Source organism: Burkholderia sp. NRF60-BP8 (assembly GCF_001522585.2).
In the GTDB taxonomy this organism is placed as follows: Bacteria; Pseudomonadota; Gammaproteobacteria; order Burkholderiales; family Burkholderiaceae; genus Burkholderia.
This window is the reverse complement of record NZ_CP013373.1, coordinates 1,155,592-1,171,081: the sequence shown is the minus strand read 5'-3', so window position 1 is coordinate 1,171,081 and position 15,490 is coordinate 1,155,592. Positions and strand designations below refer to the sequence as shown.

The 15,490-nt window shown below is 65.2% G+C and carries 14 protein-coding genes and 4 tRNA genes; 4 read left to right on the top strand and 14 right to left on the bottom strand.

The genetic code is table 11. The features are described 5' to 3' along the window. Positions 1-224: 224 nt before the first annotated feature. Positions 225-1,151: a LysR family transcriptional regulator gene (locus tag WS54_RS18815; RefSeq protein ID WP_059782115.1), complete on the bottom strand. Its 927-nt coding sequence runs from the start codon at positions 1,149-1,151 to the stop codon at positions 225-227. Between the two features lie 112 nt (positions 1,152-1,263). On the opposite strand from WS54_RS18815, the gene WS54_RS18810 reads away from it, so the two are divergent. Next, a complete protein-coding gene (locus tag WS54_RS18810) occupies positions 1,264-1,884 on the top strand; it encodes an NADPH-dependent F420 reductase (protein WP_080747744.1) in 621 nt (206 codons plus the stop codon). Positions 1,885-1,936: 52 nt separating this feature from the next. Here WS54_RS18810 and WS54_RS18805 read toward each other — a convergent pair. The 6 genes from WS54_RS18805 to uvrC all read right to left on the bottom strand — a co-directional run bounded on the left by WS54_RS18805 (position 1,937) and on the right by uvrC (position 5,293). Next, positions 1,937-2,010 (bottom strand) — tRNA-Cys (locus WS54_RS18805). Between the two features lie 99 nt (positions 2,011-2,109). Then, a tRNA-Gly gene (locus WS54_RS18800) sits at positions 2,110-2,185 on the bottom strand. Positions 2,186-2,236: 51 nt separating this feature from the next. Then, positions 2,237-2,312, bottom strand: a tRNA-Gly gene (locus WS54_RS18795). Between the two features lie 53 nt (positions 2,313-2,365). Beyond that, positions 2,366-2,441 (bottom strand) — tRNA-Gly (locus tag WS54_RS18790). Positions 2,442-2,580: 139 nt separating this feature from the next. After that, positions 2,581-3,168, bottom strand: coding sequence for a CDP-diacylglycerol--glycerol-3-phosphate 3-phosphatidyltransferase (gene pgsA / locus WS54_RS18785; protein WP_034206791.1), 588 nt, complete (start codon positions 3,166-3,168; stop codon positions 2,581-2,583). Between the two features lie 91 nt (positions 3,169-3,259). Next, positions 3,260-5,293 (bottom strand): excinuclease ABC subunit UvrC, encoded by a 2,034-nt coding sequence (uvrC, locus tag WS54_RS18780; protein WP_059779761.1) that lies wholly within the window; start codon positions 5,291-5,293, stop codon positions 3,260-3,262. Between the two features lie 76 nt (positions 5,294-5,369). Here uvrC and earP point away from each other — a divergent pair, with 76 nt between their 5' ends. From earP to WS54_RS18765, 3 genes are all read left to right on the top strand, one after another. Continuing rightward, positions 5,370-6,563 (top strand): elongation factor P maturation arginine rhamnosyltransferase EarP, encoded by a 1,194-nt coding sequence (gene earP, locus WS54_RS18775; RefSeq protein ID WP_059779759.1) that lies wholly within the window; start codon positions 5,370-5,372, stop codon positions 6,561-6,563. 136 nt (positions 6,564-6,699) lie between these two features. After that, positions 6,700-7,257 carry an elongation factor P gene (gene efp / locus WS54_RS18770; protein ID WP_034206788.1) on the top strand — a complete coding sequence of 186 codons (558 nt, stop codon included), beginning with the start codon at positions 6,700-6,702 and terminating at the stop codon, positions 7,255-7,257. Positions 7,258-7,524: 267 nt separating this feature from the next. Then, positions 7,525-8,910 carry a sigma-54-dependent transcriptional regulator gene (locus WS54_RS18765; protein ID WP_034206787.1) on the top strand — a complete coding sequence of 462 codons (1,386 nt, stop codon included), beginning with the start codon at positions 7,525-7,527 and terminating at the stop codon, positions 8,908-8,910. A 171-nt stretch (positions 8,911-9,081) separates the two neighbouring features. Here the strand turns inward: WS54_RS18765 and nagZ are convergent, their stop codons facing one another. The 7 genes from nagZ to lepB form a co-directional block, all read right to left on the bottom strand. Then, positions 9,082-10,110, bottom strand: coding sequence for a beta-N-acetylhexosaminidase (gene nagZ / locus WS54_RS18760; protein ID WP_059779758.1), 1,029 nt, complete (start codon positions 10,108-10,110; stop codon positions 9,082-9,084). Positions 10,111-10,126: 16 nt separating this feature from the next. Beyond that, positions 10,127-10,561: a holo-ACP synthase gene (gene acpS / locus WS54_RS18755; protein WP_034206785.1), complete on the bottom strand. Its 435-nt coding sequence runs from the start codon at positions 10,559-10,561 to the stop codon at positions 10,127-10,129. 80 nt (positions 10,562-10,641) lie between these two features. Continuing rightward, a complete protein-coding gene (gene pdxJ, locus WS54_RS18750; protein WP_034206784.1) occupies positions 10,642-11,418 on the bottom strand; it encodes a pyridoxine 5'-phosphate synthase in 777 nt (258 codons plus the stop codon). After that, a complete protein-coding gene (gene recO, locus WS54_RS18745) occupies positions 11,415-12,251 on the bottom strand; it encodes a DNA repair protein RecO (RefSeq protein WP_059779757.1) in 837 nt (278 codons plus the stop codon). The genes pdxJ and recO overlap by 4 nt, the downstream gene beginning before the upstream one ends. Next, positions 12,238-13,137 carry a GTPase Era gene (era, locus tag WS54_RS18740; RefSeq protein WP_034206782.1) on the bottom strand — a complete coding sequence of 300 codons (900 nt, stop codon included), beginning with the start codon at positions 13,135-13,137 and terminating at the stop codon, positions 12,238-12,240. Before era ends, recO begins: the two co-directional genes overlap by 14 nt. 60 nt (positions 13,138-13,197) lie before the next feature. Continuing rightward, positions 13,198-14,436, bottom strand: coding sequence for a ribonuclease III (rnc, locus tag WS54_RS18735; RefSeq protein ID WP_059779756.1), 1,239 nt, complete (start codon positions 14,434-14,436; stop codon positions 13,198-13,200). Positions 14,437-14,590: 154 nt separating this feature from the next. Continuing rightward, entirely contained in the window at positions 14,591-15,484 is an 894-nt protein-coding gene (lepB, locus tag WS54_RS18730; RefSeq protein ID WP_034206780.1) for a signal peptidase I, read from the bottom strand. Positions 15,485-15,490 lie beyond the last annotated feature (6 nt).

Genomic DNA, 15,490 nt, shown 5'->3' with positions numbered 1-15,490 from the left:
GCATCGTGTGCGATCGACGGAAACGGACGCGGAACAAGAAAAGCCCCGGCGAAGCGGGGCTTTTCTCCTTCTACCTGGAGACGCGGGCCAGAGTCGAATCGAGCCAAACGGCTTCTCGGGCCGGCATAAGTTTCATTACGTCAATGAGCTTACCCGGATTAAACCGCCCAGGGTCGCCGCTTCCTGAATGCGCGCTTTGCATGACTGCTCCGCCATCTTCAACACTACCTCCGATTGCGCTCAATCCTCGGCAACTTCTGCGCCCGAAATGACTCGGTGATGAAGTCCACGAACGCGCGTGTTTTGGCTGGCAAGAGCTTTTGGTTCGAAAAATACAACGACAATGGCCCAGCATCGACATGCCAATCTTCCAGCACTCGCACCAGGGCGCCGCTGGCGAGGTGTGGCGCTGCATGTAGCAGCGAAACCACACCGACGCCAATACCCAGTAGCGCCGACCGACAAACCGCATCAGGGTCATTGACCAGCATCACCGGCTTTTCTGCCACTGCCATCTCAGTGCCAACCGAGTTGCGCATGACCCATGCGCGCTGACGACTGCTTAGCGGCGAACGCATCGACACGCTTCCCAGTCTCGCGAGATCAGCGGGATCTTTCGGGGGAAGTTTATCGACCATGTATGCCGGTGATGCCACCGCGATCAAATGAATCCGGCCCAACTCGCGAGCCACCATCCCCGCAGGTAGCTCGAAGCCGCCCCCAATTGCCACGTCGAATCCTTCCCCGATGAGATCGACCGGCCGGTTATCGAAAAACCAATCCGGCCTCACCTCAGGATAGCGTTCCAGGAAAGCAGGCATCAGCGGTAACAGATAGTCCATTCCGAAACCCGCTGGAACGCTCAATTTCAGAACGCCCGACGGTTTGGCGGCATTGACCATGAGATCCGCAATCGCACCTTGGATACTGTCGAGACCGCTCCGCACCGACAGCAGGAAGCGGTCGCCCGCTTCGGTGGGCGTCAGGCCGCGCGTGCTACGTTGAAACAATTGGACGCCCAGGTTGCGCTCAAGATGCGCAACGTTGCGGCTGACCGCTGCAGGCGTAAGCGCGAGCCTGCGTGCAGCCGCCGAAAAGCTTCCTGACTCGGCGCTCCGGACGAAGCATTCCAGGTTGGCAAGACTTTCCATGACGAGCTTCAAATATTGATTGAAACTGATTCTACTTGCACTCAACTACCTGTAAAGACTCAACGAGCATAAAGTCCCTCTACGAAATGACTTTCAACCAGAGGGAACCAGTATGAGTATCGCAATCATCGGGGCCGGTGCCATTGGCTCGGCCATCGCGCGCAATCTCGCCCGTAGTGGCATCTCGGCTTCCATTGCCAATAGCCGCGGACCGCAATCACTACAAGCACTGTCCGATGAACTCGGCCCCTATATTCGAGCCGTGAGCGTAAAAGAGGCTGCACGCGCTGACATCGTGTTTCTCGCGGTGCCTTGGGATCAGGTGGCCACGGCCTTGAAGGATCTCGGTCCGTGGAACGCCCGTGTTCTAGTCGACGCAAACAATGCGGTAGAAGTACGAATCGGTGCCGACAACGTACCGTCGTTCCATGCCATCGATTTTGGCGGTCGTGCTTCCAGCGAGCTGGTCGCGCAGTGGGCGCCGGGAGCAAGGGTTGTGAAGGCGTTCAATCATTTGAGTGCCGGGCCGCTGGCCTCTGGCCCCAAGGTTGACGGTGGTCGACGCGTGCTGTTCCTGGCCGGACAAGATGCTGATGCAAAGAAATCCGTCAGCGATCTGATCATTCGCCTCGGTTTCGCGCCGGTCGATCTCGGCGGTGTGGACGAAGGTCGGCTCATCCAGTTTCCGGGTGGGCCGCTCGCGGTGATTAACCTCACCCAGCTGGATCAGTAACGACAAAGCGATGCAGAAAAAGAAAAGCCCCGCCGAAGCGGGGCTTTTTTTCTGGAGGCGCGAGCCGGAGTCGAACCGGCCTAAACGGCTTTGCAGGCCGCTGCATAACCGCTTTGCTATCGCGCCAAAAGCGGACTGTCCGGATGCCGTGAGGCAAGCGACAGATTTTCATTCGAGGACCGGAAGTCCATCAAATAAAAAGGGAAGCGTGGCTTCCCCGTTACCTGGAGCGGGAGACGAGTCTCGAACTCGCGACCTCAACCTTGGCAAGGTTGCGCTCTACCAACTGAGCTACTCCCGCATTGTCCTGCATCTGCAGCGCTTCGCCGTACTACACGCTGCCAGAAAAATCTGGAGCGGGAGACGAGTCTCGAACTCGCGACCTCAACCTTGGCAAGGTTGCGCTCTACCAACTGAGCTACTCCCGCATGTGTCCTGCATCTGCAGCGCTTTGCCGTACTACACGCTGCCAGAAAAAATCTGGAGCGGGAGACGAGTCTCGAACTCGCGACCTCAACCTTGGCAAGGTTGCGCTCTACCAACTGAGCTACTCCCGCGTATCGCTACGCTACTGCTTCCCCGTCACACACTTACTTCGTCGTGCAGCGGAGAAGCGAGATTATGTCGAAGGCACATTCGTGTGTCAAGAGCTTTTCCAGCCCTTTTTACAAAAACCGCCGGCCCATGCCGCGCGGCTTACGCGCCGCCGCGCTCGCGAATCTGCGGCCATGCGAGCTTCATGTAGTACAGCATCGACCAGATGGTCAGCACCGCGGCGAGATACATCAGCCACTCGCCCCACACGCGCGTATCGATCGTCACGATGCCGAGCGGCAACGGCCCGTAGAACAGCAGCATCGGAATCGCGACCATCTGGCATGCGGTCTTGAACTTGCCGAGCTGATTCACAGCGACGCTCTTCGACGCGCCGATCTGCGCCATCCATTCGCGCAGCGCCGAAATCGCGATCTCGCGCCCGACGATCACGAGCGCGATTGCCGCGTCGACCCGCGAAATCTGCACGAGGATCAACAGCGCGGCCGTCACCATCAGCTTGTCCGCCACCGGGTCGAGAAACGCGCCGAACGATGACGTCTGGTTCCACTTGCGGGCGAGGAAGCCGTCGAACCAGTCGGTCAGCGCGGCGAGGATGAAGATCGCCGCCGCCGCGAGGTTGCGGTGCGCGCCGTCCATCACCGAGTCCGGCAGATAGAACACGCCGACGACGAGCGGAATCAGCACGATCCGTACCCACGTCAGGAAAATCGGGAAATTGAACGGCATGGCATACGGGACAGTAAAGGATTCGCAATTGTGCCGTGTCGACCGGCCTGCCACAAGAATGCTGGCAAATGCCGCCGGCCGCACGGCCGCGTCAGTGAAGCTGCTTGTAGATCTGCTCGGCGAGCGCGTGCGAAATGCCTTCGACGCTCGCCAGCTCCTCGACACTCGCGGCCACCACGCCGCGCAATCCGCCAAAACGCGCGAGCAGTCGCTGCCGGCGCTTCGCGCCGACGCCCTCGAGCTCCTCGAGCCGCGACGTCTGGCGCGCCTTCGCCCGCTTCGCCCGCATGCCGGTGATCGCGAAACGGTGCGCCTCGTCGCGGATCTGCGCGACGAGCATCAGCGCGGCGCTCTCCTTGCCGAGTTCGAGCGGCGCGCGACCGTCCGCGAACACCAGCGTCTCGAGGCCGACCTTGCGCCCCTCGCCTTTCGCGACGCCGACCAGCATCGACGTGTCGAGGCCGAGCTCGGTGAACACCTGTCGCGCGATCTCGACCTGGCCCTTGCCGCCGTCGATCAGCACGATGTTCGGCAGCAGGCTCGACGCCTCGGCCTGGCGCGTCGACTCGCCGTCGATGCCGGCCGCTTCGTCGGCGGCCGCGGCCTGTGCGGCCTGTTCCACCATCTTCTCGTAGCGGCGCGTGAGCACCTGCCGCATCGCCGCGTAATCGTCGCCCGGCGTGATGCCCGTGATGTTGTAGCGGCGATATTCGCTCGATTGCATCTTGTGATGGTGATAGACGACGCACGACGCCTGCGTCGCCTCGCCCATCGTATGGCTGATGTCGAAGCATTCGATCCGCAGCGTCGCGAGATCGTCGCTGTCGTAGCTGAGCGTGTCGGCCAGCGCACGCGTGCGCGCCTGCTGCGAGCCCTGCTCGGACAGCAGCCGAGCGAGCGCGAGCCGCGCATTCTGCTCGGCCATCGACAGCCACGCGCGTCGCTGCCCCTGCGGCTGCCGCACCAGCGACACCTTGTGGCCAGCCTGCTCGGACAGCAGCTCCAGCAGGTCGCGACTCGCGGGCGCATGACTGACGACGAGCACGGGCGGCACGCGATTGCCGAGATAGTGCTGCGCGATGAACGCATCGAGCACCTCGGCCTCGACCGATGCCGCCGTCGTGCCACGCGCGCCGCCGGCCTCTTCCTGGGGCTGGTCGGGCAGCGTGTCGAGCGTCGCATCGACCGCCTCCGCCGGCTCGGCCTCGTCGCCGAGACCGCCTTCGGCGAGCGTCAGCGCACTTTCGACGTGTGTCGGGAAATACGCTTTGTCCCCGAGGTGCCGGCCGCCGCGGACCATCGCGAGATTCACGCACACGCGTCCGCCCTGCGCGACGACGGCCAGGACGTCGACGTCGCTGTCGCTGCCGACCTCGATCGCCTGCTGGTGCAGCACCGTCGCGAGCGAACTCATCTGATTGCGCACGGCCGCCGCCTGCTCGAATTTCAGCTCGGCTGCGAACGCGTGCATCTTCTGCTCGAGCTCCTTCATCACTTCGGACTGCCTGCCGAGCAGGAACCGCGCGGCGTTCGATACGTCGACCGCGTAATCCTCGTCGGAGATCGCGCCGACGCACGGCGCCGTGCAGCGCCCGATCTGGTGCAGCAGGCACGGCCGCGTGCGGTTGTTGAAGACCGAATCCTCGCAGGTGCGCAACTGGAACACGCGCTGCAGGATCTGGATGCTCTCGCGCACGGCCCACGCGCTCGGGAACGGCCCGAAATACTGGTTCTGCTTGTCGACCGAGCCGCGGTAGTAGGCCATCCGCGGAAAGCGATGCGCGGTGAGCTTCAGGTACGGATACGACTTGTCGTCGCGAAACAGGATGTTGTAACGCGGCGCGAGCGCCTTGATCAGGTTGTTCTCGAGCAGCAGCGCTTCGGCTTCCGAGCGCGTGACGGTGGTTTCGATGCGCGCGATGCGCGTGACCATCATCGCGATGCGCGGCGACAGTTGCGTCTTCGTGAAATAGCTCGACACGCGCTTTTTCAGGTCGCGCGCCTTGCCGACGTAGAGGACGGCGCCCGCCGTGTCGTAATAGCGATAGACACCCGGCATGTGCGGCAACTGCGCAAGGATCTTCTTCGGTTCGAACGGGGTATCGGAGGCTTCTGGGGATGTCATGCGTGAGCCGGGCGCCTTGTAACGCGGAACGGGTCTATTAGAATCGCCAGTTTAGAGCATTCACCGGCCCGCTTCGATGCCACGCTCCCCCGCTGCCCCCCTCTCCGCCGTGCCGCTCGCGCCGGGCGAACCGATCGCCTGCGACCTCTTCTGCACGGTGATCGACAATTTCGGCGACATCGGCGTGTGCTGGCGCGTCGCGCGCCAGCTCGCGCACGAGCACGGCTGGCAGGTTCGCCTGTTCGTCGACGACCTGCACACGTTCGCACGCCTGCTGCCGCAGGTCGATCCCGACGCGACGCGGCAGACGGTCGACACGATCGTGATCGAGCACTGGCATGCGGAAGTCGGCGACGCGCTGGACATCGCCGACGTCATAATCGAGGCGTTCGCGTGCGAGTTGCCCGGCGCGTATCTCGCGGCGATGGCGCGGCGCGCGCGGCGCCCCGTGTGGATCAACCTCGAATACCTGAGCGCCGAGGACTGGGTCGCCGATTTCCACTTGCGGCCGTCGCCGCATCCGCGCTACCCGCTGCTGAAGACGTTCTTCTTCCCGGGCTTGTCGGCCGGCACGGGCGGCGTGCCGAAGGAGCACGACCTCGACGCGCGCCGCACGGCCTTCGACACCGATCCGGCCGCGCGCGCCGCGTGGTGGCAGCGCGCGACCGGCGCCGCGCCGCCGGCGCCCGGCACGACGGTCGTCAGCCTGTTCGCCTACGAAAACCCGGCCGTCGACGCGCTGCTCGCGCAATGGCGCGACGGCCCGTCGCCGGTCGTCGCGCTCGTGCCGGTCGGACGTCTGTCGCCCGCCGTCGCGCGCTTTTTCGGGGTCGAATCGTTCGCGGCGGGCGCACGGGCGCGCAGCGGCAACCTGACCGCTCACGGTCTCGCGTTCGTTCCGCAGGCCGACTACGACCCGCTGCTGTGGGTCGCCGATTTCAATTTCGTGCGCGGCGAGGATTCGTTCGTCCGCGCACAGTGGGCGCGCAAGCCGTTTGCGTGGCACATCTACCCGCAGGCCGACGACGTGCACCTGCCGAAGCTCGACGCCGCGCTCGCGCACCTGTCGGCCGGTCTCGCCGATGCGCCGCACGCGGCGCTCGAGCGGTTCTGGCATGCCTGGAACGGCGCCGGCACACCCGACTGGGCCGATTTATGGCAGCACCGCGCCGCACTGGAGGCCAATGCAGCCCGCTGGGCCGAGGCGCTCGCGGCCGTCGGCGATCTCGCCGGAAAGCTGGCGGAATACGCAAAATCTCAGTTAAAATAAGCGGTTATCCGACGGCTGACCATGCAAGCGCTCGCGTTTGAGCTTTGGGGGCCCACCGGAACGCATCTGCTTGGCGCCTCACCCGTTGTGCAACGCTCAGGCACCTATTTATTCGATTGGATCAGGACAGTTTTTTATGAAGACCGCACAGGAACTCCGCGTAGGCAACGTCGTGCAGATCGGCAGCGACGCATGGGTCATCGCCAAGACGGAATACAACAAGTCGGGCCGTAACGCCGCCGTCGTCAAGATGAAGATGAAGAACCTGCTGACGAACGCAGGCCAGGAATCGGTCTACAAGGCCGACGACAAGTTCGACGTCGTCGTGCTCGATCGCAAGGAAGTGACGTACTCGTACTTCGCCGACCCGATGTATGTGTTCATGGACGCCGACTACAACCAGTACGAAGTCGAAGCGGAAATGATGGGCGAAGCGCTGAACTACCTCGAAGACGGCATGGCTTGCGAAGTCGTGTTCTACAACGAGAAGGCGATCTCGGTCGAACTGCCGACGATCCTCGTTCGCGAAATCACCTACACGGAACCGGCCGTCAAGGGCGACACGTCGTCGGGCAAGGTGCTGAAGAACGCGAAGCTGGCAACCGGCTTCGAACTGCAAGTGCCGCTGTTCTGCAACACCGGCGACAAGATCGAAATCGATACGCGCACGAACGAATACCGCAGCCGCGCGTAATCGTCGGCGATACCCGCATCGAACAAAGCGCCCTTCGGGGCGCTTTTTGTTTGTCTGGCGCCAACAGCTACCACGAGCGAGAGCCATAAAGAGCACAAAAGCCACCGGTAAAGATATTCAATTTGTATCATCGGTAACTGTTTTATAGCGCCGGAGAAATAATGCGCGTGACGCGTTCGGCGGGGCATAAAATCAATCTTTAATCCGACATGCGGCTGCGGCCCGCTGGCCGACAGCCCGCCTCTCTTGACTCGACTCGCGTCCACCATGCCACACGCCCTGATTGTCGAAGACGATCCCAACAGCCTGTCAGGCCTCACCGCACTGCTCGCCGCAGACGGCTTCTCGGTCGACACGGCCACGTCGCTCGCCGAAGCGCGCACGGCGCTCGGCCGCTCGATTCCCGATGTCGTGCTCGTCGACCTGAACCTGCCGGACGGCAGCGGGTTCGACCTGCTCCAGCATTTGCCGCAGCAACAGCCGAACGGCTCGCTGCCGGTGATCGTGCTGACGGGCAACGCGACGGTCGAGAGCGCCATCGAGGGCCTGCGCCACGGCATCTGGGACTACCTGCTGAAGCCGATCAACATTCCGCGCCTGCGCAGCCTGCTCGCGCGGATCCCGCGCCCGTACGAACTGATCGACGAAGTGCAGTCGCTGCGTGCGTCGCTGCGCCAGCTCGGCCGCTTCGGCGCGCTGGTGGGCCGCAGCGACGCGATGCAGCACGTGTACGACATGATCGAGCACAACGCCCGCACCGAAACAGCCGTGCTGTTCTCGGGCGAAGCCGGCACCGGCAAGAAACTGGCGGCGCGCACGCTGCACGAACTGAGCCGGCGCCGCAAAGGGCCGTTCGTGTCGTTCGACTGCCGCATGCTCGCGCAGGCCGGCCGGCACGGCGCGTCGCTCGACAGCGTGCTGTTCGGCCATGAACGCGGTGCGTTCGACGGCGCCGAGCGCCGCGAATCGGGCCTGTTCGAGCAGGCCGGCGGCGGCACGCTATTCCTCGACGAAATCACCGCGCTGCCGCTCGTGCTGCAGGAAGCGCTGCTGCACGCGCTCGATTCGCAGAACTTCATGCGGATCGGCGGCACGAGCCCGATCACCAGCGATTTCCGGCTGATCGCGGCCACGCGCCGCCCGGCGCGCGAAGCGGTGGCGAACGGCACGCTGCGCGAGGATCTGTGGCTGCGCCTCGACGCGGCGTCGATCACGATGCCGCCGCTGCGCGAGCGCGACGGCGACGCGCTCGCGATCGCGGACGCGCAGATCGACGAACTGAACCGCGAAGCGCGCGCAACCGGCCGCAGCACGACCGACAAGCGGGCGGCGCCGGGCTTCGTGCGCGAATGCCTGTCCTACGAATGGCCGGGTAACGTGCGCGAGCTGCAGGAACGCGTGCGCTTCGCGTACGACGCGTCGGGCGACTTCATCGAGACGCTGCGCGCGGGCGAAGCCAGTTTCTCCGCCGGCGCCGCACTGAACGGCAGCAGTGTGCAGATCAAGGTCGGCACGCCGCTGTCCGACGTCGAGGATCTGCTGATCCGCGCGACGCTTGACGCGGTCGGCGGTACGCGCCACCGCGCGGCTACGCTGCTCGGCATCAGCCCGAAGACGCTGTACAACAAGCTGCAGCGGATGAAGGTGAACTGAGCGGGCCGCCCTGAATGCGGGCGCTGATGGGATCAGACCGTTAGTTGCGTCCAGGCTCATCCCGGCGACTGCCCCGATCGGGCGGTCTCGACCCATAAACAAAGCCGCGCTATTGCGCGGCTTTCTGTTTGAGGCGACCCAAACGGCGCGACGCGCGCCATCCGTGCCCGCTTACGCCAGCGCGCTGCTCAACAGCGCCTGCGCCTGCAGATACTCGGGCTGCGCGACCAGCTTCTCCCACTTGAGCGCCTTGCCGCGCGCACGCATCCGCTTGATGCGCCGCACCGACTCGGCCGAGGCCCGCGCCTTCAATCCGTTCAGCACGACTTCGGCCGCGTCCGGCTGGTTGCAGACGAGCACCATGTCGCAACCGGCGGCGAGCGCGGCGTCGGCTGCCTGCGTGAGCGTGCCGCCTTCGCGCGCCGCCTCCATCGACAGGTCGTCGCTGAAGATCGCGCCCGTGAAGCCGAGCTTTCCGCGCAGGATGTCCTGCAACCATACGCGCGAAAACCCGGCCGGCCGCTTGTCGACCTGCGTGTAGATCACATGCGCCGGAATCACCGCCGACAGCGACAGCCCGAGCCAGTCGTACGGCGCGACGTCCTGCTCGAGGATCGCATCGAGCGTGCGGTCGTCGGTCGGCAGCGCGACGTGCGAATCGGCTTCCGCGAAGCCATGCCCGGGGAAATGCTTGCCGCAGTTCGCCATGCCGGCGAGCGACAGCCCGTGGTTCAGGCTCTTCGCGAGCAGCGTGACGACGCGCGGATCGCGATGGAACGCACGATCGCCGATCACCTTCGAGTGCCCGTAGTCGAGATCGAGCACCGGCGTGAAGCTCATGTCGATCCCGCACGCACGCAATTCGGCAGCCAGGATGTAGCCGACGGCGGTCGCGACCTTCGTCGCGAGCAGTACGTCGCGATCCCACAGTTCGCCGAGGCGGCGCATCGCGGGCAGCACCGTGAAGCCGTCGGTGCGGAACCGCTGCACGCGCCCGCCTTCGTGATCGACGGCGATCAGGATGTCTTCGCGCACCGCGCGAATCGAATCGGTCAGCGCGGTCAGTTGCGCACGATTCTGGAAGTGCCGCGCGAACAGGATCACGCCGCCGGTATTCGGATGCGCGAGGCGCCGCGCATCGTCGCGCGACAAGGTCGTGCCGACGACGTCGAGCATGACCGGGCCGGGAGTCGTTTTCATCGAATCGGGAATTCCGTCAGGAGGGGGTTCGGGAAACAGGTCCGGGGGCAGGCGCGGCGTCCGTTTCGGCGATCACGAACGACACCGCGTAGTCGCGTTCGTCGCTGACCGTCACGCGCGCCGTGATGCCGCGAGCGGCCAGCCAGTCGGCCAGCTCGCCTGAAGCGACCACGTACGGCTCGCCGCTTGGATGGTTGAGCGTCTGCAGTGCGCGCCACGTCATCGGCCAATGCATGCCGAGTCCGATTGCCTTCGAAAACGCTTCCTTCGCGGAGAAGCGCGTCGCGAGAAACGCGATGCCGCGCGCCTCGGAGCGGGCGCGCCGCGCGTGGAACACGCGCAGCTCGTCGGGGCCGAGCACCTTCTCGGCAAACCGGCCGCCCGTGCGTTCGAGCACGGCTGCGACGCGGCTCACCTGCGCGATGTCGGTACCGATGCCGTAGATCGCCATGTCAGTCTCCGCCGGGGCAGCCCGGCGCGGCCGGGTCAAGCGTGTCGCAAACGGCGTGCGGGGCGCGGCGGCCTCGCATCTCAGCGCGCGCCGCCGTGCAGCGCGGCGACGCGTGCGGCGACCATGATCGCCTTCATCTCGCGCACCGCGTTGTCCCAGCCCGCGAAGATCGCGTGCGCGACGATCGCGTGACCGATGTTCAACTCGACGATGCCGTCGATCGCGGCAATCTGCTGCACGTTCGTGTAGTGCAGCCCGTGGCCCGCATTGACCTTCAGTCCGAGCTGCGCGCCGGCCTGCACGCCCGCGACGATACGCTCGTATTCGCGCTGCTGCTCCGCCTGGTCGTGCGCTTCGGCGTAGCGGCCCGTATGCAGCTCGATCACCGGCGCGCCCGCTTCGTGCGCGGCGCGGATCTGCGTGTCGTCCGGGTCGATGAACAGCGACACGCGCACGCCGACGTCGGCGAGTTGCTTGCACGCCGCGCGCACGGCCTCGAAGTGGCCGGCGACATCGAGACCGCCTTCGGTCGTCAGTTCCGCGCGCTTCTCCGGTACGAGGCACGCATCGTGCGGACGCACTTCGCACGCGATGTCGAGCATCTCGGCCGTCACCGCGCATTCGAGGTTCATGCGCGTCTTCAGCAGCGGGCGCAGCTCGCGCACGTCGGCGTCGACGATGTGACGACGATCCTCGCGCAGGTGCAGCGTGATCGCGTCCGCGCCCGCCTCTTCGGCGGCGAGCGCCGCGCGGATCGGATCGGGATAGCGCGTGCCGCGCGCATTGCGCAGCGTCGCGACGTGGTCGATGTTCACGCCGAGGTCGATGGCGGTGGGCGTTGTCAGGAAGAAGCTCATAGGTTTTGCAGGTCGATCAGGATCTGACGCGTGGCGAGCGGCGTGCCGCCGAGATAGGTGTTCAGCAGGAAGCGCATCAGCGTCTTGCTCTGCGCAACCGTCTGGGCTCGATGGTAATCGTCCTGCTCCATGTCGAGCAACGTCTGTCCGGTGATGACCGGCCAGTGCGACGGCACGTCGTCGTCCGCATTGCGCACGCCGCGCTCGGGATCGAACACGTAGCGGCGCTCGGGCTCGACCGCGCGGCGCGCGACCGTGCGATTCAGCGCCATCGCATACCCGGTCTCGCGCAGCAGCACACGCTCGAACGAGCGCAGCACCTGCACCGCGGGCTCGCCGTGCGCGAGGCGCGTGAGGGTCAGCACGTAATGATTGAACAGCGGCGGCTGGGGATCCTCGCGCGCGCAGAATTTCACGAGCAGCTCGTTCGCGTAGAAACCGCACAACAGCCCGTCGCCGCTTAGCGGCAGCATCCCGCCGACCCACTCGGCGCCCGTCAGCGTGCGCACCTCGGATTTGCCGGACCACGACAGCAGCAGCGGCTGGAAGGTCTGCAATACGCCGCGCAACGCCGAGTGCGGGCGTTTCGCGCCCTTTGCGACGAGCGCGAGCCGGCCGTGGTCGCGCGTCAGCACGTCGACGATCAGGCTCGTTTCCCGATACGGATAGCTGTGCAGCACGTACGCCGGCTGCTCGGTCACGCGGAAATCGGACGTGCGAGACGCCGCGCGCCGCACCTTGCGCGGCGGTTCGGGCGGTGCCGGCAGCGGCGCGTCGTTCGCGCCGGCGGCTACCGCGTCTTCGGTCGACGTCAGCGCGTCATTCGTACCCATAGGCACGCAGCCCCGCCTCGTTGTCGGCCCAGCCGCTCTTCACCTTCACGAAGGTTTCGAGGTAGACGGGGCCGTCGAACAGCTTCTCCATGTCCATCCGCGCCTCGGTGCTGATCTGCTTGAGCTTCTCGCCCTTCTTGCCGATCACCATCGCCTTGTGCGAATCGCGCTCGACGAGGATCGTCGCGAAGATGCGCTTCAGGCGGCCCTCCTCCTCGAACTTGTCGATCAGTACGGTGCTCGTGTACGGCAGTTCGTCGCCGGTCCAGCGGAATACCTTCTCGCGCAGGATTTCGGCCGCGAGAAAGCGCGAGCTGCGGTCGGTCAGTTCGTCCTCGCCGTAGATCGGCTCGCCTTCCGGCAGGTACGGCTTGATCGTGTCCAGCAGGCGCTTGATGTCTTCCGGCCGCTGCGCCGACAGCGGCACGAGCTCGGTGAATTCGCGCAGTTCGCTCACTTTCTGCATGAACGGGAACAGCGACGCCTTGTCGTTCACGCGGTCGATCTTGTTCGCGATCAACAGCGTCGGCATGCCGGGCGGGATCAGGTCGAGCACCTTCTGGTCGTCGGGCCCGAAGCGGCCGGCCTCGATCACGAACAGGATCACGTCGACCGACGTCAGCGTCGACGTGACCGCGCGGTTCAGCGAACGGTTCAGCGCGGTGCTGTGACGGGTCTGGAAGCCGGGCGTGTCGACGAACACGAATTGCGCGTCGTCGAACGTGTTGATGCCGGTGATGCGGTGACGGGTCGTCTGCGCCTTGCGCGACGTGATGCTGATCTTCTGGCCGACGAGTGCGTTCATCAACGTCGATTTGCCGACGTTCGGGCGGCCCACGATCGCGATCATGCCGCAACGGAAACCGGTAGGAGCGGGAGTGTTCATATCGTTTGGGGGACAGGTTCGGAAACGGCCGCGCGGCGCGCGGCACGATCGATGGGCAATTCAGTGGCCGGCATCGGCCACGCGCGCCTGCGCGGCAGCAAGACTCGCGCCGCCGGGCGGCGCATCGGCGTCGGGCGTCGCGGCATCGCGTGCGCGCGCCGGCGTGCGCGCAGCGGCGTCGGCACTCGCGGAAGGCTTGTCGGCCGACGGCGATGCCGAATCGGCTGCGTGGCCGGCCGGCTTGTCGGCTGCGCGCGACGCGGCCTCGGCGGGTTTTTCCGCGGCCTTGTCGGGCCGCTCGGCCGGTTTGTCGGCAACCTTGTCGGTCGCCGGCTTCGCCGCCCGCTCGCCCTTGTCCGTGGCCGGCTCGACATGCGCCGCGCGAATCGCCGCCATCGGCGCGACGGCCGGCTCGCCCGTCGTTGCAGCTGCTGCAGCAGCCGCAGCGGTTGCAGCCGGCGCCGCGCCGGCCGCCCTGGCCTCGCGCGCCGCCGCACGTTCCTTCCGTTCCGGCGAGCGCAGGTCGAGCGCTTCCTGCACGCCCTTCACGCCCGGCACGATCTCGGGTTCGACATGCTTGGACCCGCGTGCGTTTTTCGAGCGCTTCGGCTTCGCGGCCAGCATCGGCGCGGCCGCCATCACCTCGTCGAGCGCCTTCTTCGCGGCGGCCTGCTCGGCCGCACGCCGGCTCGCGCCGGAACCCGATACCTTCACGTCCAGCTTCGGCACCGTGCACTCGACCTCGAACTGCTGATTGTGCGCCGCACCATGCGTCGCGACGACCGTATAGGTCGGCAGCGCGATCTTGTGCCCCTGCAAGTATTCCTGCAGCAGCGTCTTCGCGTCCTTGCCGAGCGTGCGCGGATCGATGTGGTCGAGAATCGGGATGTAGAGCCGCTTGATGACCCCTTGGGCGGCTTCGAAGCCGCCATCGAGGAATACGGCCCCGATGATGGCTTCGAACGCGTCCGCGAGGATCGACGGGCGACGGAATCCGCCGCTGCGCAGCTCGCCCTCGCCAAGCCGCAGGCCGTCCGAGATATTCAGGGCCTGAGCAATTTCGTACAACGATTGCTGTTTGACGAGGTTGGCGCGTACGCGCGACAGGTCACCTTCGTCCAGCTTGCCGAAACGCTGGAACAAAAGGGCGGCCACCGCGCAATTCAGAACGGAATCGCCGAGAAACTCGAGCCGTTCGTTGTGCGTGGCGCTGTGACTGCGATGGGTCAAAGCCTGGCGCAACAATTCCGCATTGCGAAATTCGTAGCGCAGCCGGCTTTCCAACTGGGATAGGGGCATGTGCAGGAGTATAACGCGGGCGCCCGGTCGGGCCGAAACGGCACGGCCGGACGCGAAAAGGCGTGACGAGGCGGTGTTACCGCCGGTTCTTAAAGTAGTTCGGCAATACGCGACGCGGCCCGTGCGTCGCGTATTGCGTGCGAATCGAATGCGGTCAGTTGAAGGAACCGATGCGCTTCAGGTCGCCGAAGTTCATCCAGATGAAGAACGCGCGGCCGACGATGTTCCGGTCCGGCACGAAACCCCAGTAGCGGCTGTCCGCGCTGTTGTCGCGGTTGTCGCCCATCATGAAGTAGTGACCGGGCGGCACCTTGCAGATCACGCCGCGGCTGTTGTACGTGCAGTTGTCGCGATACGGATAGTCGTATGCGCCCATCACGAACGGCGGCACGGCCGGGTTGTTGAGGATCGCGTTCTTCTTGTTGCCGATCGTTTCCTCGAACTGCTTCGCGTAATTCTGGCGCTCGTCGTCGAAGAAATCGGGCAGCGGCGTTTCGGGCACCGGCTGGCCGTTGATCGTGAGTTGCTTGTCCTGATACGCGACCGTGTCGCCCGGCAGGCCGATCACGCGCTTGATGTAATCGACCGACTCGTCCTTCGGATAGCGGAACACGACGACGTCGCCGCGCGACAGCGGGCTGCCCTGCGTGATCTTCGTGTTCGTGACCGGCAGGCGCAGCCCGTACTCGAACTTGTTGACGAGGATGAAGTCGCCGACGAGCAGCGTCGGCACCATCGAGCCCGACGGAATCTTGAACGGCTCGACGACGAACGAACGCACGACGAACACGGCCAGGATCACCGGGAAGAAGCTCGCCGTGTACTCGAGCCACCACGGCTGGCGCAGCTTTTCGTCACGCAGCTTCGAACGCGTCTGCGCCGCGTTTTCGTCCGCGAAACGCTTGTCGATGCGCGACTGCTGGCGATCGAACTCCTCGATCGCCGAGTCGGCCGCCTTGCGACGCCGCGGCAGGAACACCAGCTTGTCCAGCACCCACGCTACGCCCGTCACGATGACGAGCACAAAAAGAATCAGCGCAAAATTCATAAAGGA